Below are 21,345 nucleotides of genomic sequence, written 5' to 3'. Positions count from 1 at the left end.
CCACGACGACCGACAAGGGGAACCGATGGACCACGCCGAAGGCAGCACGCAGAACGCCGCCCACCGCGTGCCCGTGTGCTACCGACACCCGGACCGCGAGACCGGTGTGCGCTGCACCCGCTGCGAGCGCCCCATCTGCCCCGAGTGCATGGTCAGCGCCTCGGTCGGCTTCCAATGCCCCGAATGCGTACGCGGCAGCACCGGCACCGCACCCGCACCGGCGGCATCCCGACCCCGCACGATCGCCGGCGGCTCCGTCACGGCCGACCCGCGGCTGCTCACCAAGATCCTGATCGGCATCAACCTCGCCGTGTTCCTGGCGCAGCTCGCCGTCGGCAGCAGCTTCACCGACCACTTCGAGCTGATCGGCCGAGCCCAGTTCACCCTGTTCGGCCCGGTCGAAGGCGTCGCCGAAGGCCAGTACTACCGCCTGCTGACCTCGATGTTCCTCCACGGCGGCTACGCCCACATCCTCTTCAACATGCTCAGCCTGTGGTGGATCGGCGGCCCCCTGGAAGCGGCCCTCGGCCGCGCCCGCTACCTCGCGCTCTACTTCGTCTCGGGCCTCGCGGGCAGCGCCCTCACCTACCTGCTCGCCGACCCCACCCAGCAGTCCCTGGGCGCCTCCGGAGCGATCTTCGGCCTCTTCGGCGCGACCGGCGTGCTGATGCGCCGGCTCAACTACGACCTGCGCCCGCTCGTCGCCCTGCTGGTGATCAACCTGATCATCACCTTCACCCCGGCCATGCACATCGCCTGGGAGGCCCACATCGGCGGACTGGTCGCCGGTGTCGCCGTCGGCTATGCGATGGTCCACGCCCCGCGCCGGCGGCGGACGCTGGTCCAGTACGGCGCCTGTGCGGTCGTACTCGCCGTGGTGGTGGTTCTCACGCTGGTCAGGACCGCTCAGCTCACCTGATACCGAACCGTTGTCCACAGCCTGTGGCGGATCTTGTGCACGGAGTGCGGGCACAGCTGTGCCCCCTGTCGCTCGGATGTGTTTCCGCAGGTCGGACAGGGGGCCAACAGGTCTATGAGGGGTGGTGGGCCAGTCATACCGGCGTCAACGCCCGATGGGTTATCCACAGATCTTCTTTCTTTTCCCCATGGGGTGGACAACCCTGTGGATAACTCAGTGGATAGCCCTGGGCAGAGCTACTTCCACTGGGTGGAGACGCCGAAGCCGGCGGCGATGAAGCCGAAGCCGACCACGATGTTCCAGTTGTCCAGCGCGTCGATGGGCAGCGAACCGTCGGTCACATAGAAGACGACGATCCAGGCCAAGCCGATGATGAACATGGCCAGCATGACAGGCGCGACCCAGCCGCGGCTGTTCAGCTTGATCGCCTGTGCCTGCTTCGCCGGCGGCGGCGTGTAGTCGGCCTTCTTGCGGATACGTGACTTCGGCACGAGGGTCTCTCCTGTCGATGCGCTGCGTGGCCGCGCAGGTAACCGGTTCGGGGCTCGGGCAGCGTACAAGGGCCAACATGGCGACTCTGTGTGCTCCCCCGGCGTCCGTTAGCGTAGTGCTTCCGTGGCGCCGAAGGAGATAAGGGTACGTTGAGCAATTCTGCCGACTCCCCCGGGACGCAATCAACGGGCTCCGGCCCTGGCCGCCGCCTGCGTGTCCGCCCCGCGCGGATTCTCACGGCGGCCGTCTTCGCGCTCGCGGGACTGATCTTCTTCACCAGCTTCAACACGGCCAAGGGCACCGACATCCGCCAGGACGGCTCCCTGCTGAAGCTGTCCGACCTGATCCAGCAGCGCAGCCGTAAGAACAAGGGGCTGGACGAGTCCAACGCGGCCCTGCGCGGGAGCGTGGAGTCCCTCGCCGAGAGCGACGACGGCAGCAGCAAGGCGCAGGATCGCAAGCTCAGCGGGCTGGAGACGAGCGCGGGCACGCAGAAGCTGACCGGTCGCGCCATCACCGTCACCTTGAACGACGCCCCGCCCAACGCCACTGCCAAGCTGCCCGGCTATCCCGAGCCGCAGCCCGACTATCTGGTGATCCACCAGCAGGACCTGCAGGCCGTGGTGAACGCTCTGTGGCAGGGCGGCGCCCGGGGCATCAAGGTCATGGACCAGCGGCTGATCTCCACCAGTGCGGTGCGCTGTGTCGGCAACACGCTGATCCTTCAGGGCCGGGTGTACTCGCCGCCGTACAAGATCACGGCGGTTGGTGATCCGGATAGGCTGCAGCAGGCGCTGGCGGCGAGCAAGGCGATCCAGACCTACATGGTGTACGTCAATGTCTACGGCCTCGGCTGGAAAGTCACCGATGACGGGACGGTGACTCTTCCCGGCTACTCGGGCACAGTGGATCTGCACTACGCGAAGCCCGTGAAGTAGCCGGCAGCAGCCATTCGTCGGCCGTCCGCCAGCCGTCCGTCAACGGAGGCGCCGGTGCGCGTGATCGTCCGGACCGTCAGCGAGTTGTGCATCACCGTCGGCGCCCTGATCGTGCTGTTCGTCGCTTATGTACTGTTCTGGACGGGCGTGCGGGCTGACGGTGCCATGAACGATCAGATCGACCAGTTGCACCGGCAGTGGTCGCAGGGGAGCGTGCGGCCGACGGCCGCCCCGGGCAGGAAGGCGGCCGCCGCGGGCGAGCAGGCGGTCGCCGTGGCGAAACCGGCGCCGTACCGCTACGGCAGGGCCTTCGCGATCATGTACATCCCGCGGCTCGGTTTCACGTGGAACAAGCCGGTTCTGGAGGGCACCGGCCGGGATGTGCTGGCGAAGGGGCTCGCCCATTACGCGGGCACCGCGCAGCTCGGCCAGGAGGGGAACTTCGCGGTGGCCGGTCACCGGCGCACGCACGGCGACCCGTTCAAGGACTTCCCCAGGCTGCGGTCCGGGGACGCCGTCGTCCTCACGGACGGGACGACCTGGTTCACGTATCGGATCGACAAAGGGCCCTACAAAACCGTGCCCACGGACGTTGAGGTGATCGACCCTGTGCCACGTAAGTCCGGGTATACGCGTCCGGGCCGGTATCTGACGCTGACCACGTGCGATCCGGAATGGGGGCACAGTCACCGGTTGATCGTCTGGGCGCACCTGGACTCCACACAGTCCGTGGAGGCAGGCGAACCGAGGGCTCTGCGCCGTTAGTCTGGTGGCGTACGGCGTGAGTCAGGTGCCGTGGGGATACGGAAGGAACGGCATGTACGGCTGGATCTGGCGGCATCTGCCGGGAAACGTGTGGATGAAGGCGCTGATCTCCCTCGTCCTGGTCATGGCCGTGATCTACATCCTCTTCCAGTACGTCTTCCCCTGGGCCGAACCGCTGCTGCCCTTCAACGATGTGACGGTGGACAACCAGTGAGTGCGCGGATTCTCGTCGTCGACAATTACGACAGCTTCGTCTTCAACCTCGTCCAGTACCTGTATCAGCTGGGGGCCGAGTGCGAGGTGCTGCGCAACGACGAGGTGTCGACGGCGCATGCCCAGGACGGCTTCGACGGGGTGCTGCTCTCGCCCGGGCCGGGGACGCCGGAGGAGGCGGGCGTCTGTGTGGACATGGTCCGCCACTGCGCGTCGACCGGTGTGCCGGTCTTCGGTGTCTGCCTCGGCATGCAGTCGATGCAGGTGGCGTACGGCGGTGTGGTGGACCGGGCGCCGGAGTTGCTGCACGGCAAGACCTCGCTGGTGGAGCATGAGGGCAAGGGTGTCTTCGCGGGTCTGCCTTCGCCTTTCACGGCGACTCGCTACCACTCCTTGGCCGCCGAGCCGGCGACGGTACCGGCCGAGCTGGAAGTGACCGCCCGTACCCACGACGGCATCATCATGGGCTTGCGGCACCGTGAACTCCCGGTCGAGGGTGTGCAGTTCCACCCCGAGTCGGTACTGACCGAGCACGGGCACCGGATGCTGGCCAACTGGCTGGTGCAGTGCGGCGATCAGGGTGCCGTGGCGAGATCGACGGGGCTGGCCCCGGTGGTGGGCAGGGCCACGGCGTGACCGCGCTGCGCCCGGAGCGCGAGACCGATGCCTCGTACGGGGATCAGTCGTACGGGGCTTCCGGTGCGCTTGGGGACTGGAACGCGGCGGGCGCGGCGCACCAGGAGCAGTACGGCGCGCCGTACGGCGAGTCGCGCGGTGAGCCGTACGGTGCGGCCTACGAGGCGTCGTACAGCGGTCAGTACGCCGATCAGTACGGGGATCGGGGCGGGGAGCGGGGCGGGGAGCGGTACGGCGATCGGTATGACGATCCGTACCGGCCTGTTCCGGATGACGAGACGATGGCGCTGCGGATCCCCGGTGATCCGCGGCCGGGCACCGATGGGGAGTCCGTGAGTGCCGCGTCTGCGGCCTCTGGGGCCTCTTCCGCCTCCTCCGCCACTGTTCCTGCGGGCGGTGGCCGTGCGGCCCGCAGAAAGGCCGCCAAGCGCCGTGGGGGGCGTCATGGCGGTGGACGGGAGGCGGCGCCAGAGGAGACGGCGGAGTCCGGGGAGCCCGGCCGGCCGCTGTCCCGGATGGAGGCGCGGCGGCAGGCGCGGCTGCGCAAGCCGAGTCCGGGGGTCATCGCGAGCCGGGCGATCGGTGAGGTGTTCATCACCACCGGCGTGCTGATGCTGCTGTTCGTCACCTACCAGCTGTGGTGGACCAACGTCCGTGCCAACGCGCAGGCGGGCAGCGAGACGCACCAGCTCCAGAACGACTGGGCGAGCGGCAAGCGCAACCCGGGGGTCTTCGCGCCCGGGCAGGGTTTCGCCATCCTGCACATTCCCAAGCTGGACGTGGTCGCGCCGATCGCGGAGGGTGTCAGCACCGAGAGGGTGCTCAACAAGGGCATGGTCGGGCACTACGGCGAGGCCCCGTTGAAGACGGCGATGCCCGATGCGAAGACCGGCAACTTCGGTCTCGCCGCCCATCGCAACACGCATGGCGAACCGTTCCGGTACATCAACCGGCTCAATCCGGGTGACGCGGTCGTGGTCGAGACGCAGGACTCGTACTTCGTGTACAAGGTGACCTCGACGTTGCCGGTGACCTCGCCGTCCAACACGAGCGTGCTGGATCCCATCCCGAAGGGTTCGGGCTTCACCAAGCCCGGCCGCTACATCACCCTCACCACGTGCACGCCGGAGTTCACGAGCAAGTACCGGCTGATCGTCTGGGGCAAGATGGTCGAGGAACGCCCGCGCAGCAAGGGCAAGCCGGACGCGCTCATCGAGCAGGGCTGACGCGAGTAAGGGCAGAGGCAGAGGACACTGTGGCAGCGACCGCCGACGACACCGAAGAACACACGGACGCGTCCGATTCGAGTTCCGCCCGGCGGGGCCGGCGTCCGGGCCGTATTGCGGCGGTGGTGAGCGTCCTCGGTGAACTGCTCATCACGGCCGGGCTGTTGCTCGCCCTGTTCGTCGTCTACTCGCTGTGGTGGACGAATGTGATAGCGGACCGCAAGGCGGACAAGCAGGCCGAGAAGGTGCGTCAGCACTGGGCGCACGCCACCCCGGACTCCGGGCCGGGCGCACTGGACACCAAGGACGGCATCGGCTTCCTGCATGTGCCGGCCATGAAGAACGGCGAGGTCCTGGTCGAGAAGGGCACGGGCACGAACGTCCTGAACGACGGTGTGGCCGGCTACTACACGGACCCCGTCAAGGCGGCCCTGCCCATGACCGGCAAGGACGGCAACTTCACCCTCGCCGCCCACCGGGACGGGCACGGTGCGAAGTTCCACAACATCGACAAGCTGAAGAAGGGCGACCCGATCGTCTTCGAGACGCGGGACGACTGGTACGTCTACAAGGTCTACTCGATCCTGCCGGAGACCTCGAAGTACAACGTCAAGGTCATCGACCAGGTCCCGAAGCAGTCCGGCAAGAAGAAGCCGGGTCACTACATCACGCTGACGACCTGCACGCCGGTGTACACCTCGGAGTACCGGTATGTGGTGTGGGGCGAGCTGGTCCGGGTGGAGAAGGTCGACAGCGAGCGGACGCCTCCGGCGGAGTTGCGGGGCTGACAGGGGTTCTTCGGGCACCTCTGTCCTCTGGCATGGCGAAGGCCCGAAGCCGCAACCACTCTTTGCGGCTACGGACCTCTTTGTGTCGGGCCGTGCCTACTCCAGCATGCTCGAATACGCGGCCGTTCAGTGGCGTCCATGGAGGCCATGACTCCGACGGCGGATCGGTCGTCTCGCGTCCCCTCGAACTCCCGCCCGCAGAGCGATCAGCTTTGTCTTGACGGTGACCTCGAAGTACGCCGCCACCATCGCCGTTGTCACATGATCGCCGTCGTCACATGCATCCCGTCCGGCAGCAGCACTGCAATGCGATCACGGCAAGGGCCCTCTGCACCGCCCATACGAATACGGGTCAGCCCAGGAACCGTGTTCCTGGGCTGACCCGTATGTCGGTGGCGGGGTCAGCCGTTTATGCCGCCGAAGATGTTGGTGCCGCCGTTGTTGCCGTTCTGGTTGCCGCCGAGGGTGACCAGGTTGATCGCCTGGCCCGTGTTGACCGTGGTGCCCTGTGGCGGGTCCGACTGGACGACGATCGCGTTGTCGTCCTGAGAGCCCTGGATGTTTCCGACCTGGAGGCCCGCCTGCTGCAGGAGCTGCTTGGCGTCCTTCAGCTTCTGGCCCTGGATCTGCGGCACCTGCGTCTGCTGTTGGCCCTGGAACTGGCCCACGTTGACCGTGACGGGCGTGTTCTTGCTGACCTGCTGGCCCACCGGCGGGTTGGTCGAGAGGACCTTGCCGTCGTCGTCCTGGTTGGGAGTAGGCGTCGGGGTACAGGTGGAGCTGGGTGCCAGGCCCAGCTGCTGCAGCTTGGCCCTCGCGTCGTCGCAGGACATGCCGACGATGTCGCCGGGGATGGTGACCTTTTCCTCGGCCTTGGCGACCGTGAGGGTGATCACGGTGCCCTTCTGCTTGCTTGTGCCGCCCTGCGGGTCCTGGTCGATGACCACGTTGGGCGTCTGGGAAGACACCTGGGTCTTCTTCTCGACCTTGAAGCCCTTGTCCGTCAGCTGGGACTGGGCCTGGTCGAACTGGATGCCGCGGACGTCCGGCACGGTGACCTTGGGCGCGCCCGTGGACACCGTCAAGTTGACCGTGCTGCCCTTGTCCACTTCCGTCTTGGCCTGCGGGTCCTGGGTGCAGACGTTGCCCTTGGGCTGGTCGTCGCAGGGCTTCCTGGTGACCGACACCTTCAGGTCGACGTTCTCGGCCATCTTCCTGGCCGTTGCCAGCGGCTGGCCCTTGAACGTCGGCACCGCCACCTTGCCGTCGCCCGTGTTGCCGCCGCTGGCGATCCACTTGCCGATCAGGATCGCGCCGATCAGGACGAGGATGCCCGCGACCACGAGGAGGATCGTGGAGGTGTTGGACTTCTTCGGCTGCTGGCGGCGGCGGCCGGTGGGTTCGTCGTAGCCGTAGCCGCCGTCGTCCGGGTTCATGGGCGGGAGCATGCTGGTCGCTCCCGCGCCGGTGTCCGGGCGCAGGGCCGTCGTCGGCTGGTCGTCGGGGTAGCCGCCGTAGCCCACCGCGCCCATAGCGGCCGTCGCGGCGACCGGCTGGCCGTCCAGGCAGGCCTCGATGTCGGCGCGCATCTCGTCGGCCGACTGATAGCGGTAGTTCGGGTCCTTGACCAGCGCCTTCAGGACGATCGCGTCCATCTCGGGGGTGATCTCGGGGTCGAACACCGACGGGGGCTGGGGTTCCTCGCGGACGTGCTGGTAGGCCACCGCGACCGGGGAGTCGCCCACGAAGGGGGGTCGTACCGTCAGCAGCTCGTACAGGAGGCAACCCGTCGAGTACAGGTCCGAGCGGGCGTCGACCTGCTCGCCCTTCGCCTGTTCCGGCGACAGGTACTGGGCCGTGCCGATCACCGCCGCCGTCTGGGTCATGGTCATCCCGGCGTCGCCCATGGCGCGGGCGATGCCGAAGTCCATCACCTTGACCTGGCCGTTGCGCGTGAGCATGACGTTGGCCGGCTTGATGTCGCGGTGGACGATGCCGTTGCGGTGGGCGTACTCCAGGCCCTGGAGGATGCCGATGGTCATCTCCATCGCGCGCTCCGGCAGCAGCTTGCGACCGCTGTGAAGAAGCTCACGCAGGGTGGAGCCGTCGACGTACTCCATCACGATGTACGGGATGGAGACCCCGTCGATGTAGTCCTCGCCCGTGTCGTAGACCGCGACGATCGCCGGGTGGTTGAGCGAGGCGGCCGACTGGGCCTCCCGGCGGAACCGAGCCTGGAAGGAAGGGTCGCGTGCCAGATCGGCGCGCAGGGTCTTCACTGCCACGGTGCGGCCCAGGCGGGTGTCATGCGCGAGGTAGACCTCGGCCATGCCACCACGGCCGAGCACCTGGCCCAGCTCGTACCGGCCGCCGAGGCGACGCGGCTCTTCCATAGCTACCTACCAGCCCTCTCCGTCGGTCCCGACCACACCCACGTGTGGTCCGGCGGTGTGCTGTCCCCGGCATACGCTACCGGGCGTCACCCTCGTGCTTGGCACGGCAGGGAAAGCTGATACCGGACCGGTACAGCTCATTCGGCTGGTGGTCGTCGGGCAAAACGGTAGATGTCGGCTGATTTCCGAGTCAATCTCGGCGAGCGCCGCCCTGGCCTGTACGGCGGCTGCTTTCAGGGGCTCGGCCTTCTGCCGGATGGCGCGCCCTTTTCAGGTCCGCCTCGACTGTGTGCCATGTCTCGGCGTAGAAGGACTTCTTCTCGCACTCGACGTCATCGACGGCGGTGGTGATCTCCTGGGGGGAGGCCGTGTAGCTGCTCGCCGCGGCGGAGGACTTCTTGCCCGGGGCCGACCGCGGGGGGCCTTTAGGGCCTGCACGGGTTCTTGTACGCCCGCCCACGGGCAGCCCCCGCCCGTGATCTTCGCGGAGCCGAACGTACACGACGTCGAAGAACAATGCCCTGCCCCGGAATCCGGGGCAGGGCATCGGTGGAAATTCTCCCGAGGTCAGCCGGGAGTCGGGAACCGGCCGTACGTCAGGAACCCGACTTGCTCTTGATGACCGCCTGCATCACGTTCTTGGCGATCGGCGCGGCCAGGCCGCCGCCGGAGATGTCGTCGCGGTTGGCGCTCTCGTCCTCGATGACCACGGCCACGGCGACCGGCGAGCTGCCGTCAGGCAGCTTGGCGTAGGAGATGAACCACGCGTACGGGTTGGCGCTGTTCGCCACACCGTGCTGGGCGGTACCGGTCTTGCCGCCGACGGTGACACCGTTGATCCGCGCGTTCGTACCGGTGCCCTTCTCGACCACCGTCTGCATCATCGACTGCAGGATCTGCGCGTTGGCCGGCGACAGCGGCCGGCTCATCTCCTCCGGCTGGGTCTTCTCGACCGGGTCGAGGTTGGAGGACTGCAGCTCGTCGACCATGTACGGCTTCATCAACTTGCCGTCGTTGGCGACCGCGGAGGCGACCATCGCCATCTGCAGCGGGGTCGCGGCGGTGTCGAACTGGCCGATCGAGCTGAGCGCCGTCTGGGGGCGGTCCATCTCCTTGGGGAAGACGGACGCGTTCGACCGCACCGGGGTGAACTGCTCGGCGTTGAAGCCGAACTTCTCGGCCTCCTTCAACATCTTGTCCTTGCCGAGCTGGTCACCGATGTGACCGAAGACCGTGTTGCAGGAGATGCGCAGCGCCTCCCGCAGGGACACGTTCTTGCACTGGATGCTGCCCTCGTTCTTCAGCTCGCGCGTGGTGTTCGGCAGCGTGTAGGGCTGCGGGGAGTCGGTGGCCTGGTCCGCCGAGTTGTACAGCCCGTTCTCCAGCGCCGCCGCGGCGGTGACCACCTTGAACGTGGAGCCCGGCGGGTAGGTCTCGCGCAGCGCGCGGTTGAGCATCGGTTCGGAGGGGTTGTTCTTCTTCTGGAGCTTGTTCCAGGCCTTGGAGTCGCTGTCGCGGTCGCCCGCGAAGGACGAGGGGTCGTACGACGGGTAGGAGGCCAGTGCCAGGATCTTGCCGGTGGAGGGCTCCAGGGCGACGACCGCGCCCTTGCCGCCCTGCCTGGCCAGCCCGCTGTACGCCGCCTTCTGCGCGGCCGCGTTCAGCGTGGTGACGACGTTGCCGCCCTGCTTGGGCTTGCCGGTGATCATGTCGAGGGTGTTGCGGAAGAAGAGCCGGTCGTCGTTGCCGGTGAGGATGCCGTCGTCGAGCTTCTCCAGCTGGCTGCCGTCGAAGGCCTGGGAGGAGTAGCCGGTCACCGGCGCCCACATGGGCCCGTCCTTGTAGGTGCGCCGGTACTTGAACTGCCTGCCCTTGGACTCGGCGGAGCCGGTTATCGGGTTGCCGTCGACGATGATGTCGCCGCGCGGGTGGGAGTAGCGCTCGATGCGGACCCGGAGGTTGTCCTGGTCGCCGGCGAGCTGGTCGGCCTTGACGTACTGGAGGTAGTTGTCCCGGATCAGCAGGGCCAGCACGAGGAGGCCGCAGAAGATCGCGATCCGGCGCAGGGGCTTGTTCATGACGGGCGGACCACCTGGGTCATCTCGGCGTCGGGGTTCGTGGCGGGGGCGGGCGCCGGGCGGCGGGCGGTGTCGCTGATGCGGATGAGGATGCCGATCAGGGCCCAGTTGGCCAGCACGGAGGAGCCACCGGAGGCCAGGAACGGCATGGTCATGCCGGTCAGCGGGATGAGCCCCATGACACCGCCGGCCACCACGAAGACCTGGAGGGCGAAGGCCCCGGACAGGCCGACGGCGAGCAGCTTGCCGAACGGGTCGCGAGCGGCGAGGGCGGTGCGCACGCCGCGCTCCACGATCAGGCCGTAGATCAGCAGGATCGCCATGATGCCCGCGAGACCCAGCTCCTCGCCGAAGGTCGCGAGGACGAAGTCGGAGTTGGCGGCGAACTTGATCAGGTCCGAGTGGCCCTGGCCCCAGCCGGTGCCGAGGGTGCCGCCGGAGCCGAACGCCCACAGAGACTGCTGAAGCTGGTCGGAGTGGAGGATGCCGTCGTGGGTGACCTGGCGGCTGAGCTGGTATTCGCGCATCGGGTTGAGCCAGGCCTGCACACGCGTCTGGATGTGCGGTTCGAAGCTCGCCACGCCGACGGCGCCGACCGCGGACATCAGCAGACCGAAGACGATCCAGCTGGTCCGCTCGGTGGCGACGTACAGCATGATGACGAACATTCCGAAGAACAGCAGCGAGGTGCCGAGGTCGGTCTCGAAGACCAGGATGAGGATCGAGATCGCCCAGACGACCAGAATGGGGCCGAGGTCACGGCCGCGCGGCAGGTACAGGCCCATGAAGCGGCGGCTGGCCAGGGCCAGGGCGTCGCGCTTGACCATCAGGTAGCCGGCGAAGAAGACCGCGAGGATGATCTTCGCGAACTCACCGGGCTGGAGGGAGCCCAGGCCGGGGATCCTGATCCAGATCTTGGCGCCGTAGATGTTGGCCCCGAGGCCCGGCACCAGCGGCAGGATGAGCAGGATCAGAGCGCAGAACATCGAGATGTAGGTGTAGCGCTGCAGGACCCGGTGATCCTTCAGGAAGATCAGCACCGCCGCGAACACGGCGATGGCCAGCGCCGTGTACAGCAGCTGACGGGGCGCGGCCGGGGAGAAGCCGCGCAGCGACTGCAGCAGCTTCGACTGGTCCAGCCGCCAGATGACGACGAGCCCGAGCCCGTTGAGCAGCGTGGCCAGCGGCAGCAGCAGCGGGTCGGCGTACGGGGCGAACTTCCGTACGGCGAGATGGGCGACGCCGGCCAGCAGACCGAGACCGAGGCCGTAGCTCAGCAGCCCGGCGGGCACCGAGTCGTTGATGGCCAGGCCCACGTTGGCGTAGGCGAACACCGGGATGGCCACGGCGAAGACCAGCAAGGCCAGCTCGGTGTTGCGGCGGCTCGGCGCGCCGATCGCGCCGATCGTGGACGTGTGGTGCGTCGGCGAGTTAGTCGTACTGCTCATCGTGTGACAGGGCCTCTCGCGGCTTCGCTACTGCTTGCCGCACTGATCGACGACCTTCTGCTCATCCTCGGAGAGGCTCGGGCCGGGGTTCGGAGTGGCGGATGCGGACGGGGGCTTCGAAGGGTTCTTCGTAGCGGGCGCCGAACCGGATGGGTGCGGTGTCGGTGTCGGTGATGCCTTGGACGTGAAGGCGGTACGGGTGGTTCCCGTGGTGCCTCCGGCCTCGCCCTGGCCCGTCTTGGCGTTCTGCTGCGACTCGGCGGCCGTGCGTTGCGCCTGCTTCTTGCACGCGGAGGCCTGTACCGACAGTGCCTCGATCTTCGCCTGGGCCTGCTGCAGACCGCCCGCCGCGATCGTGTTCTTGACCTGCTTCTGCTGGTAGGGCGGCAGGTACTTGAGTTCGATCTCGGGGTGGTCCTTCTCCACCTTCGACAGCGACACCCAGGCCAGGTCCTGGCTGATCCCGCGGTACAGCGCCACGTGCTCGCCCTTGGCGCCGACGTAGTACTGCGTCTGCGTCCACCGGTAGCCGCCGTACAGGCCGCCGCCGACGACGGCCAGGGCGAGCGCGCCGTAGAGGGATCTCTTCAGCCACCTGCGCCCACCGCGCGGCTTGGTGAAGTCGCCGTCGGCGTAGTCGTCGAAGCTGCCCGCCGGGATGTACCCGGTGGTGTCGCCGGAGCCGGGCGGGCCGAACTCGCCGCCGCCGTACCCGGGTCCCCGGCGGCCCAGGTGGGAGGCGCGGCCGGCCGGGGTCTGCATGATGCCGTTGTCGTGCAGATGGTGCTGGTTCTCGGCGACCGCGCCGACCACGACCGGCTGGTCGGACAGCTGCCCGGCGAGGGTGTCACCGGTGTCCAGGTCCAAGACGTCGGCGACGATGACGGTGATGTTGTCGGGGCCGCCGCCGCGCAGCGCGAGCTGGATCAGGTCCTGCACGGTCTCCTGCGGGCCCTGGTAGCTGGCGAGGGTCTCCTCGATCGTCTGGTGGGAGACGACCGCGGACAGACCGTCGGAGCAGATCAGATAGCGGTCGCCGGCCCGGACCTCGCGGATCGACAGGTCGGGCTCGACGTGGTCGCCGCTGCCGAGGGCGCGCATCAGCAGGGAGCGCTGAGGGTGGGTGGTGGCCTCTTCCTCGGTGATCCGGCCCTCGTCGACGAGCCGCTGCACCCAGGTGTGGTCCTGGGTGATCTGGGTGAGGACTCCGTCCCGCAGCAGATAGGCGCGGGAGTCGCCGACGTGCACCAGGCCGAGCCGCTGGCCGGTCCACAGCAGGGCGGTGAGGGTCGTCCCCATGCCCTCCAGCTGGGGGTCCTCCTCGACCATGGCGCGCAGCTGGTCGTTGGCGCGCTGCACGGCCGCGCCGAGGGAGGTGAGGATGTCGGAGCCGGGCACGTCGTCGTCGAGCGTGACCAGGGTGGAGATCACCTCGGAGGAGGCGACCTCGCCGGCCGCCTGCCCGCCCATGCCGTCGGCGATCGCGAGCAGCCGCGGGCCGGCGTAACCCGAGTCCTCGTTGCCCTCCCGGATCATGCCTTTGTGCGATCCGGCGGCAAAGCGCAGTGACAGACTCATGCGCACCTCGCCCGTCGGCTCCGAATGCAGCCGGTCGTGTCGAGCCACACTGCCCACCCTCCGGTCGGGAGCGCGCCGGAGGCCGGGGTGTGGCCTGCTTCTGCGTGCTCGCTCCGCTCGCTCATTGTCGTACTACTTCCGCAGCTCGATGACGGTCTTGCCGATGCGGATCGGCGCGCCCAGCGGGATCGGCGTGGGGGTCGTCAGCCGGGACCGGTCCAGGTAGGTGCCGTTGGTGGAGCCGAGGTCCTCGACGATCCACTGGCCGTCGCGGTCCGGGTAGATCCTGGCATGACGGCTGGAGGCGTAGTCGTCGTCCAGCACGATCGTCGAGTCGTGCGCCCGGCCCAGCGTGATGGTCTGGCCCTGCAGCGCGACCGTCGTGCCGGTCAGTGTGCCCTCGGTCACCACCAGCTTGGTGGGGGCGTTGCGACCGCGCCGGCCGCCGCCCTGCTGGGCGCGCTGCTGCGGGGGCGCGGACTGCTGCCGCGCCGCCTGCTGCCGGCCCGGCGCCTGCGCACGCCCGGCCTCCCTGCGCGCTCCGCGCTGGGTGACGCGCGTACCGAACAGGTCGCTCCGGATGACCTGCACGGCCACGATCACGAACAGCCACAGTACGGCCAGGAAACCCAGCCGCATGACCGTGAGGGTCAGCTCTGACATTGCCCCCGCTTCACCCTTCGGCTTGCCTATAGATAACGGTGGTGCTGCCCACGACGATCCGCGAGCCGTCGCGGAGCGTAGCGCGGGTGGTGTGCTGCCCGTCCACCACGATGCCGTTGGTGGAGCCGAGATCCTGGATCGTCGAGGGCGTTCCGGTCCGGATCTCGCAGTGCCGGCGGGAGACGCCGGGGTCGTCGATCCGCACGTCGGCGTCGGTGCTGCGGCCCAGCACCAGCGTCGCGCGGGAGATCTGGTGGCGGGTGCCGTTGATCTCGATCCAGTAGCGGGTGCGCCCGCCGCTCATCGGAGCGGCCGCGGGCCGCTGGGTGGCGGGCTGGGGGTAGCCGTAGCCGCCGGGGCGGGCGCCGGGCGGCGGCGCGGACGGCATCGGGGGCGCACCGGCCGGTGCGGCGAGCGGGTAGCCGTAGCCGCCCTGGGCGCCCTGTCCGGGACGGCCGGAGGCCGGGGCCGCGGGGGCCTGCTGTCCCTGCTGGCTGCTGGAGGAGGCGAGGGTGCGCGAGCGCACTCGGTACAGGCCGGTGTCGAGGTCGTCGGCCTTCTCCAGGTTGACCTTGATCGGGCCCATGAAGGTGTAGCGCTGCTGCTTGGCGTAGTCACGCACCATGCCGGCCAGCTCGTCGCCGAGCTGCCCGGAGTAGGGGCTGAGGCGCTCGTAGTCCGGCGCGCTCAGCTCCACGATGAAGTCGTTCGGTACGACGGTCCGGTCGCGGTTCCAGATCGTGGCGTTGTTGTCGCACTCACGCTGAAGCGCGCCTGCGATCTCCACGGGCTGGACCTCGGACTTGAACACCTTGGCGAAGGTGCCGTTCACCAGACCTTCGAGACGCTGCTCGAACTTCTTCAGGACTCCCATGGGGCACCTCCTCCACCCTTGCCGTTGCCTTGCCCTGCTGTGTGGCCGTTGCCTTGCCGGTACTGCTGCTTCCGCTGGTACTGCTACTGATCGTATCTACGCGCCCGGCAATCAGCCGGTTCCCCCAGCGGCTCCCCTTCGAACTCGCGGCGGGCACTCCTGCTGCCATGGATCGTAGAGGGGGGCGCAAACCAGTGTCCCGCACCCGGCTGTGGACCCGGCCCGCCTCCTGGGGAGATGCCGGGGACCGGTACGAGGTTGATACGTGAACCAGGTCTCCTTGAGACGTGGGGAGCGGAGGGGGTGGGTAGGAGGGGGCGGCTTTGGGGGCTTGGGCTGCCTTGGGCTTGGGCTTGGCCTCGGGTGCGGGGGCGGGGTGCGGGCGGTGGGTGACGGCGGGGGCTTGGTGGGAGCGGGCGGGCGGCGCGGGGCCGGAGAGGGGTCGTGCGGCAGGGGCGTGGATGGGGGTGGCGGGTTGTGGCGGTTCCGGTGGCGGTGGCCTGCCGGGGCCGGCGGGCATGGGGCGTCTCGGGTGTGGGGCGGTCTCCGGCCCGGGTGCGGGCGGTCTCGGGCCGGGGGGAAGGGATGTGAACCCACCCCGTACGACGTGCTAATGTTCTGGGTGTCGGAAGGGGCCAACCCGAAAGGGACGGAACCGGAAGACACACCCAATGCGCGGGTGGCGGAATAGGCAGACGCGCTGGATTCAGGTTCCAGTGCCCGCAAGGGCGTGGGGGTTCAACTCCCCCCTCGCGCACAGAGATGAGACGGGTCTCTGCCGGTGACGGAAGTCACGGCAGGGGCCCGTTTCGCGTTTCACGCCGGGTCGTGGGGGATCGCACAGGCTGTGGGCGGACGGGGTCGGGTCGTCGGTGAGCTATCTCACGGAAGCGGGTCGGCCGGGTCTCCGGGCGGGCTGGGGGATCGGGCCGGCTGGACATTCGGGGGCGGGGCTCAGGACTCGCTCGGCTGGCACCGCGGGCACCACACCGTGCCGCGGCCTCCCAGCCGGGAGCGGCGCAGGTGGGTGCGGCAGCGGGGGCAGACCGGGTCGGGGTCGTCCCGGTGGCCGGTGAGCCAGGCATCGCGCGGTGGCACACAGCCGGCGGTGACCGCGGAACGCAGCGTGCGCCGCATCTGGGTGTGCAAGTGCCGACGTTGGCTCTCGGTCAGCTCGCCGGCCCGGGTGCCGGGGTGCAGCCCGGCACGCCACAAGACCTCGTCGGCGAGCAGATTGCCGAGACCGGCCAGGACGGACTGGTCGGTCAGCGCCGTCTTGATGTGACCGCGGCGGGCACCGAGCGCGGCCTCGAAGTCCTCATGGTCCACCGCCAGCGCATCGGGACCCTGGCGGTCCAGCAGCCGGGCGACGCCGGAGTCGTCGTCGGCCAGCCACAGGCCCTGGAGCTTGCGCTGGTCGCGATAGCGGAGCTGGCGGTCGCCACTCAGGTCGAACAAGACGCGGTCGTGGGCCTCGACGGCGTCGTCGGGACGGGCGCAGAGCAGCCGGCCGGTCATGCCGAAGTGCAGCAGGAGGGTGGGGCCGCCGGTGTGGGCGAGCAGCCACTTGCCGTGCCGCTCCGGCTCGGTGAACCGCCGCCCCTCCAGCACGTCGCGCAGCCGCCGGGCGCTCACACCACCGCGCAGGACGCCCGCGTCGCGCACGTCGACGCGGCGGATGGTCCTGCCCTTCGCGCAGGACACGAGCACCCTGCGAAAACCTTCGACGTCCGGCAGCTCAGGCATGACGGACGTCCCTGCGGAGGCTTACGACGCCTGGGGCGTGACGGGGGAGCAACGCTGGAGAGAGTGCGGGTGCGGGTGTAAGTGCGGGAGCCGGAGCGGGCGTGGTCGCGGACGCTCGTTCGTGCCTCAGGTCCATGGCAGCCTCCTCGCTGCGCTGGGCCGATGCCGATGCCGAAGGTGGGTGCGGGTGCGCGGCGCGGCACGTGCTTCCGAGTGCCCGGCGCGTTGCCGTTCGTACCGTTCGCTTTCCCTGCCCCGCCCGCCCCGTGCGACAGAGCCGGGCACCTGCCGCACGCCGACTGATGGACGAGAGCTTCCTCACATGCCGGCAGGTGCCTCGCTGCGCGGCGTGGGTTGTCCCCAAGCCGTCATCCACAGACCGTCATTCCGCAGGCCGTCATCGCGACGGCGTTCATCCACAGACCGTCATCCACAGGGTCTGACGCGTCACGGGCGCCGGTTGTACGGTCTGCACGAGTTGATGTTCGTGTCGGTGTTCGCGCCGAAGGGCGTTCGGGGGAGGCGGTCGCGGTGACCGGAACCGGTCGGGAAGTACTGGCGGACGCGGTGGACCGGGAGACGCGGCGGCTGCCGTGGGTGCGCGGGTTCGCCCAGTGGCCGCGGCAGGGCTCGCCCAAGGACGAGGGCAAGGCGCTGCGGACGAGCGTGCCGCGCGGCGCGCACCGCACGCTCGACCTGGACGCCTCCCGCCCCGACGCGGTGAGCGCGGTCATCGAGTCCAACGCCGGCCGTATAGAGGAGCTGACCCCCATCCGCGTCGGACGGATGGCCGCGAGCCCCTTCGCCTTCCTGCGCGGTTCGGCCGGGCTCATGGCGTACGACCTGGCCCGCACCCCCATGACCAGGATCGGCACCCAGATATGCGGAGACGCGCACGCGGCCAACTTCGGCCTGTACGGCGACCACCGCGGCGACCTCGTCATCGACCTCAACGACTTCGACGAGACCGTGCACGGCCCCTGGGAGTGGGACCTGAAGCGGCTCGCCGCGTCGCTGGTGCTCGCCGGGCGGGAGGCCGGCGCCGACGAGGACACCTGCCGCGCGGCCGCACAGGACGCGGTCGGCGCCTACCGCCGCACCATGCGCCTGCTCGCCAAGCTGCCGGTGCTGGACGCGTGGAACGCCATCGCGGACGAGGAACTGGTCTCCCACACCGACGCCCACGATCTGCTCGGCACCCTGCAGCGGGTCTCGGAGAAGGCCCGCGCCAACACCAGCGGCCGGTTCGCGGCGAAGTCGACCGAGGCGGCGGCGGACGGCGGACGCCGCTTCGTGGACGCCTCGCCGGTCCTGCGCCGCATCCCGGACGCCGAGGCGGCGGCGGTCGCGGCGTCCCTGGAGGAGTACCTGACGACGCTGTCCGAGGATCGGCACCCCCTGCTCGCCCGGCACACCGTGCACGACGTGGCCTTCCGGGTGGTCGGCACCGGCAGCGTCGGCACCCGGTCCTACGTCGTCCTGCTCCTCGACCACCGTGAGCAGCCGCTGGTCCTCCAGGTGAAGGAGGCCCGCCCCTCCGCGCTCGTCCCGCATCTGGCCACGGCCAGCTTCGAGGCGCCGCCGGTGGAACACGAGGGCCGCCGGGTCGTCCTCGGCCAGAAGCGGATGCAGGTGGTCAGCGACATCCTCCTCGGCTGGACCACGGCCTGCGGCCGTCCCTTCCAGGTCCGCCAGTTCCGCAACCGCAAGGGCAGCGTCGACCCCGCCGCCCTCGCAGCCGACCAGATCGACGACTACGCCCGCATGACCGGCGCCCTGCTCGCCCGCGCCCACTCCCACAGCGCCGACCCCCGTCTGATCGCCGGCTACTGCGGCAAGAACGAGGAGCTGGACGAGGCGATAGCCGCCTTCGCCGTCACCTACGCCGACCGCACCGAGGCCGACCACGCCGACCTGGTCACGGGGACACGGGCGGGGCGGATCGCGGCGGAGCTGGGCGTGTGAGGCGGGAGCGGGGCCCTTCCAAGGGGGAACCGCGGCGCCCTGTCGTGGGCGCGTGCAGCTGCCCGGGCAGCCACGACGGCTCGCGCCCGGCGGACGACCGGTAGCCCTCCGGCGCCCTGCCGCGTCCGTACCGCCTACCCTGTTCGCGTGACGACCCCGGATGCCGAACAGTCCCCGCGCCCCGAGGAGCGGCTCGAACAGGCCGTACGGGCCGCCGAGCAGGCGTTGATCGAGTACGAGATCGCCGTGGAGACGTTCCGCGTCGAGGTCGAGAACTTCTCCCGGCTGCACGAACAGCGGCTCGGCCCGCTCTACGCCCGCATCGAGGTGCTGGACGCCGAGATCGCCGAGGCCAGGGCCGCCCGCACCGGGGACCCGGAGGACCTCCGCCGCGCCGAGGAGGCCCGCGCGCGGATCCTGCCGATCCCAGGGGTGGAAGAGCTGCTGCACGGCTGGATGGACGGCCACGGCCTGTTCCCGGAAGCCGCCGCCATGCTCACCGACCAGGCCGTACGGCCCCCGGAGCGGGTGCGGCCCAGCGAGGAGGCCCGCAAGCTCTACCGTGAGCTGGCCCGCAAGGCACACCCCGACCTCGTACAGGAGGAAGAGGAGCGGCAGCGGCGTGAGGAGTTCCTCACCCGCCTCAACGCCGCCTACGCCCGCGGCGACGAGACGCTGCTGAAGGAGCTCGCCGAGGAGTGGGCGGCCGGCCCGGTGCCGCCCGAGCGGCGCCCGAGCCCGGCCGAGGAGCTCTACGCCCGCCTCGAATGGCTCGCCGAGCGCAAGGAACTGCTCACCCTCGTCGCCCGTGAACTGGAGGAGGGCGCGATCGCCGGCATGCTCCGGCTCGCCCCGGACGACCCCGACGGGCTGCTCGAGGAGATCGCCGCCCAGCTGCGCTCCGACATCGCCCAGCGGGAGGCGGAGCTGGCGGCCCTGCAGGAGCAGGGCTGAGCCGGGACTCGCTTCGGCAGGCTTCGGGGACCTTCGGGTAGCGTCGGGGGCATGAGTATCGGAGCTGGTGTGCCCACGGTCGAGGTCACGGACCTCAAGGACGGCGACTTCCTGCTGGACGTCCGCGAGGACGACGAGTGGCAGGCGGGTCACGCTGAGGGAGCGCTGCACATCCCCATCAGCGAGTTCGTGGCCCGCTACGGCGAGCTGACCGAGGCCGCCCCGCAGGACGGCCGCGTTCACGTCATCTGCCGCTCCGGTGGCCGCTCGGCGCAGGTCACCATGTACCTGGTCCAGCAGGGCGTCGACGCGGTGAACGTCGACGGCGGCATGCAGGTCTGGCAGGCCGCGGGCCGCCCCGTGATCGCCGCCGACGGCCGGCCCGGCTTCGTCCTGTAGCCCGACTCCCCGCAGCCCCGGTGGCCGCGGGGTCAGCCCAGCGGATGGGCGGCCAGCAGGTCCCCGAGCCTCTCCTCGTACGCCGCCGCCGGGCCGAGCGCCAGCTCCAGGTGCTTGGCCCAGGCGTGATAGCGGTGCAGCGGGTAGTCGGTGTCGGCGCCGAACCCGCCGTGCAGATGCTGTGCCGTCTGCACCACCCGGCGCACCCCCTCCGCCGCCCAGATCTTCGCGACCGCGACATCCCCGGCGGCGGGCAGTGCCCCCGGCGTTCCCGACGCGATCCGCCAGGCGGCCTGCCAGAGGGTGGCCTCCATGGCGCGCAGATCGATGTACCGGTCCGCGGCCTGCACGGCCACCGCCTGGAAGGTCGCGATCGGATACCCGAACTGCTCGCGCTTCCCGGTGTACTCGGCGGTCATCCGCAGCACCCGTTCGCCCAGCCCGAGCGCCAGCGCGCAGCTGCCGGTGACGAGCTGGGCGTGCAGCCACTCCCAGGCGCCGTCGGCCTCGATGACGTCGTCCGCGTCGATCCGCGCGGACGCGAGCCGCAGCTCGGCCAGCCGCTCTCCGCTGGTGGACACCTGCTCGGCGAGCACCACCCCGTCCCGCTCACGCGGTACCAGCGCGAGGACGGTCCGCTCGGCGGCCGTGCCCTCGAGGCGCGCCGGTACGACGACGAGGTCCGCGTCGTACGCCCACGGCACCGCCGTCTGCACCCCGTCCAGCACCCACCCCGGGCCGTCCCGCCGTGCTCCGACGGCCAGTTCGGCCGCGTCGTGGCCACTGCGGCCGTTCGCCGCGACGGTCAGCACCAGCTCACCCCGTCCGGCCCGCGCGAGCACGCGGTCCGCGAGCCGTGCGCCCCCGTAGGCCTGTACGGCCGCTCCCGCCGCGCTGTGCTCCAGCAGCGGCACCCGGGCGAGCACCTCGGCGGACTCCCGCAGCACCAGGCACAGCGCGATCGCGTCCAGCCCGGAACCGCCGTGCGCCTCGTCGAGCAGCAGGCTCAGCAGATCCGCCTCGGCCAGCCGGGACCACAGCTCCCGGTCGAAGCCGTCGGCCACGGCACCCGTGGTGAGCGCCGGGCTGGGCACCGCGTCCGGTGCCACGCCGGCGAACACCCCGCGCGCCGCCTCGGCCGCCGCCCGCTGCTCCTCGCTGAAGGTGAAGTCCACGGCCTGTCCCTCCGACTGGGTCGGTGATCTGACGGGCCGTCAAGATAGAACAGGTTCTAGGAGAAGGGAATGGCACCGGAGTCTTCGGTGTTTCG

19 protein-coding genes and 1 tRNA gene are annotated in these 21,345 nt (G+C 69.7%); 11 read left to right on the top strand and 9 right to left on the bottom strand.

Annotation, left to right across the window (positions count from 1 at the left end):
• The first annotated feature begins 25 nt into the window (after positions 1 to 25).
• Positions 26 to 919 carry a rhomboid family intramembrane serine protease gene (locus ACIBJF_RS07875; RefSeq protein ID WP_399172832.1) on the top strand — a complete coding sequence of 298 codons (894 nt, stop codon included), beginning with the start codon at positions 26 to 28 and terminating at the stop codon, positions 917 to 919.
• A 236-nt stretch (positions 920 to 1,155) separates the two neighbouring features.
• On the opposite strand, the gene crgA is transcribed toward ACIBJF_RS07875, so the two are convergent.
• On the bottom strand, positions 1,156 to 1,410 hold the full coding sequence (gene crgA / locus ACIBJF_RS07870; RefSeq protein WP_365720215.1) for a cell division protein CrgA: 255 nt from the start codon (positions 1,408 to 1,410) through the stop codon (positions 1,156 to 1,158).
• Between the two features lie 150 nt (positions 1,411 to 1,560).
• On the opposite strand from crgA, the gene ACIBJF_RS07865 reads away from it, so the two are divergent.
• From ACIBJF_RS07865 to ACIBJF_RS07840, 6 genes are read left to right on the top strand one after another with little or no spacing between them, the layout of a single operon-like run.
• Positions 1,561 to 2,349, top strand: a complete 789-nt coding sequence (locus ACIBJF_RS07865; protein ID WP_399172831.1) for a DUF881 domain-containing protein — start codon at positions 1,561 to 1,563, stop codon at positions 2,347 to 2,349.
• Positions 2,350 to 2,403: 54 nt separating this feature from the next.
• Positions 2,404 to 3,114 carry a class E sortase gene (locus ACIBJF_RS07860; protein WP_399172829.1) on the top strand — a complete coding sequence of 237 codons (711 nt, stop codon included), beginning with the start codon at positions 2,404 to 2,406 and terminating at the stop codon, positions 3,112 to 3,114.
• A gap of 52 nt (positions 3,115 to 3,166) precedes the next feature.
• Positions 3,167 to 3,328 (top strand): hypothetical protein, encoded by a 162-nt coding sequence (locus ACIBJF_RS07855; protein WP_399172828.1) that lies wholly within the window; start codon positions 3,167 to 3,169, stop codon positions 3,326 to 3,328.
• Positions 3,325 to 3,963 carry an aminodeoxychorismate/anthranilate synthase component II gene (locus ACIBJF_RS07850; RefSeq protein WP_399172827.1) on the top strand — a complete coding sequence of 213 codons (639 nt, stop codon included), beginning with the start codon at positions 3,325 to 3,327 and terminating at the stop codon, positions 3,961 to 3,963. The genes ACIBJF_RS07855 and ACIBJF_RS07850 overlap by 4 nt, the downstream gene beginning before the upstream one ends.
• Entirely contained in the window at positions 3,960 to 5,189 is a 1,230-nt protein-coding gene (locus tag ACIBJF_RS07845) for a class E sortase (RefSeq protein WP_399172826.1), read from the top strand. The genes ACIBJF_RS07850 and ACIBJF_RS07845 overlap by 4 nt, the downstream gene beginning before the upstream one ends.
• A gap of 29 nt (positions 5,190 to 5,218) precedes the next feature.
• Positions 5,219 to 5,977, top strand: a complete 759-nt coding sequence (locus tag ACIBJF_RS07840) for a class E sortase (protein ID WP_399172825.1) — start codon at positions 5,219 to 5,221, stop codon at positions 5,975 to 5,977.
• A 401-nt stretch (positions 5,978 to 6,378) separates the two neighbouring features.
• Here the strand turns inward: ACIBJF_RS07840 and pknB are convergent, their stop codons facing one another.
• The 6 genes from pknB to ACIBJF_RS07810 all read right to left on the bottom strand — a co-directional run bounded on the left by pknB (position 6,379) and on the right by ACIBJF_RS07810 (position 15,011).
• The gene (pknB, locus tag ACIBJF_RS07835) at positions 6,379 to 8,370 is read right to left on the bottom strand and encodes a Stk1 family PASTA domain-containing Ser/Thr kinase (protein ID WP_399172824.1); all 1,992 of its coding nucleotides are present in this window, start codon (positions 8,368 to 8,370) and stop codon (positions 6,379 to 6,381) included.
• Positions 8,371 to 8,966: 596 nt separating this feature from the next.
• Positions 8,967 to 10,448, bottom strand: coding sequence for a peptidoglycan D,D-transpeptidase FtsI family protein (locus ACIBJF_RS07830; RefSeq protein WP_399172823.1), 1,482 nt, complete (start codon positions 10,446 to 10,448; stop codon positions 8,967 to 8,969).
• The gene (locus tag ACIBJF_RS07825; protein WP_356300749.1) at positions 10,445 to 11,896 is read right to left on the bottom strand and encodes an FtsW/RodA/SpoVE family cell cycle protein; all 1,452 of its coding nucleotides are present in this window, start codon (positions 11,894 to 11,896) and stop codon (positions 10,445 to 10,447) included. Before ACIBJF_RS07825 ends, ACIBJF_RS07830 begins: the two co-directional genes overlap by 4 nt.
• A gap of 27 nt (positions 11,897 to 11,923) precedes the next feature.
• Complete coding sequence (locus ACIBJF_RS07820; RefSeq protein ID WP_399172822.1) at positions 11,924 to 13,474, bottom strand: Stp1/IreP family PP2C-type Ser/Thr phosphatase; 1,551 nt, start codon at positions 13,472 to 13,474, stop codon at positions 11,924 to 11,926.
• 132 nt (positions 13,475 to 13,606) lie between these two features.
• Positions 13,607 to 14,137 carry an FHA domain-containing protein gene (locus ACIBJF_RS07815; RefSeq protein ID WP_351802965.1) on the bottom strand — a complete coding sequence of 177 codons (531 nt, stop codon included), beginning with the start codon at positions 14,135 to 14,137 and terminating at the stop codon, positions 13,607 to 13,609.
• A 10-nt stretch (positions 14,138 to 14,147) separates the two neighbouring features.
• Positions 14,148 to 15,011 (bottom strand): FhaA domain-containing protein, encoded by an 864-nt coding sequence (locus ACIBJF_RS07810; protein ID WP_399172821.1) that lies wholly within the window; start codon positions 15,009 to 15,011, stop codon positions 14,148 to 14,150.
• Between the two features lie 673 nt (positions 15,012 to 15,684).
• Between ACIBJF_RS07810 and ACIBJF_RS07805 the strand changes: the two genes are divergently transcribed.
• Positions 15,685 to 15,768: transfer RNA gene (locus tag ACIBJF_RS07805), tRNA-Leu, on the top strand.
• 197 nt (positions 15,769 to 15,965) lie between these two features.
• Here the strand turns inward: ACIBJF_RS07805 and ACIBJF_RS07800 are convergent.
• Positions 15,966 to 16,757, bottom strand: coding sequence for an Fpg/Nei family DNA glycosylase (locus tag ACIBJF_RS07800; RefSeq protein WP_399172820.1), 792 nt, complete (start codon positions 16,755 to 16,757; stop codon positions 15,966 to 15,968).
• A 531-nt stretch (positions 16,758 to 17,288) separates the two neighbouring features.
• Here ACIBJF_RS07800 and ACIBJF_RS07795 point away from each other — a divergent pair.
• The 3 genes from ACIBJF_RS07795 to ACIBJF_RS07785 all read left to right on the top strand — a co-directional run bounded on the left by ACIBJF_RS07795 (position 17,289) and on the right by ACIBJF_RS07785 (position 20,075).
• A complete protein-coding gene (locus ACIBJF_RS07795) occupies positions 17,289 to 18,722 on the top strand; it encodes a DUF2252 domain-containing protein (protein WP_399172819.1) in 1,434 nt (477 codons plus the stop codon).
• Between the two features lie 147 nt (positions 18,723 to 18,869).
• Positions 18,870 to 19,676, top strand: a complete 807-nt coding sequence (locus tag ACIBJF_RS07790) for a hypothetical protein (protein WP_365324151.1) — start codon at positions 18,870 to 18,872, stop codon at positions 19,674 to 19,676.
• Positions 19,677 to 19,745: 69 nt separating this feature from the next.
• A complete protein-coding gene (locus tag ACIBJF_RS07785; protein ID WP_399173030.1) occupies positions 19,746 to 20,075 on the top strand; it encodes a rhodanese-like domain-containing protein in 330 nt (109 codons plus the stop codon).
• Between the two features lie 32 nt (positions 20,076 to 20,107).
• On the opposite strand, the gene ACIBJF_RS07780 is transcribed toward ACIBJF_RS07785, so the two are convergent.
• Positions 20,108 to 21,250 (bottom strand): acyl-CoA dehydrogenase family protein, encoded by a 1,143-nt coding sequence (locus ACIBJF_RS07780; RefSeq protein WP_399172818.1) that lies wholly within the window; start codon positions 21,248 to 21,250, stop codon positions 20,108 to 20,110.
• Between the last annotated feature and the right edge of the window lie 95 nt (positions 21,251 to 21,345).

The organism is Streptomyces sp. NPDC050743 (assembly GCF_044456925.1).
Taxonomy (GTDB): domain Bacteria; phylum Actinomycetota; class Actinomycetes; order Streptomycetales; family Streptomycetaceae; genus Streptomyces.
The sequence above is the reverse complement of the archived record's forward strand: the minus strand, read 5'-3'. Positions and strand labels throughout refer to the sequence as shown.

Excerpts from the sequence above, each read along its gene's own strand:
- ACIBJF_RS07875 (WP_399172832.1), top strand. The coding sequence starts at position 26 with ATGGACCACGCCGAAGGCAGCACGCAGAACGCCGCCCACCGCGTGCCC.
- ACIBJF_RS07855 (WP_399172828.1), top strand. The coding sequence starts at position 3,167 with ATGTACGGCTGGATCTGGCGGCATCTGCCGGGAAACGTGTGGATGAAG.
- pknB (WP_399172824.1), bottom strand. The coding sequence starts at position 8,370 with ATGGAAGAGCCGCGTCGCCTCGGCGGCCGGTACGAGCTGGGCCAGGTG.
- ACIBJF_RS07830 (WP_399172823.1), bottom strand. The coding sequence starts at position 10,448 with ATGAACAAGCCCCTGCGCCGGATCGCGATCTTCTGCGGCCTCCTCGTG.
- ACIBJF_RS07825 (WP_356300749.1), bottom strand. The coding sequence starts at position 11,896 with ATGAGCAGTACGACTAACTCGCCGACGCACCACACGTCCACGATCGGC.
- ACIBJF_RS07820 (WP_399172822.1), bottom strand. The coding sequence starts at position 13,474 with ATGAGTCTGTCACTGCGCTTTGCCGCCGGATCGCACAAAGGCATGATC.
- ACIBJF_RS07815 (WP_351802965.1), bottom strand. The coding sequence starts at position 14,137 with ATGTCAGAGCTGACCCTCACGGTCATGCGGCTGGGTTTCCTGGCCGTA.
- ACIBJF_RS07810 (WP_399172821.1), bottom strand. The coding sequence starts at position 15,011 with ATGGGAGTCCTGAAGAAGTTCGAGCAGCGTCTCGAAGGTCTGGTGAAC.
- ACIBJF_RS07800 (WP_399172820.1), bottom strand. The coding sequence starts at position 16,757 with ATGCCTGAGCTGCCGGACGTCGAAGGTTTTCGCAGGGTGCTCGTGTCC.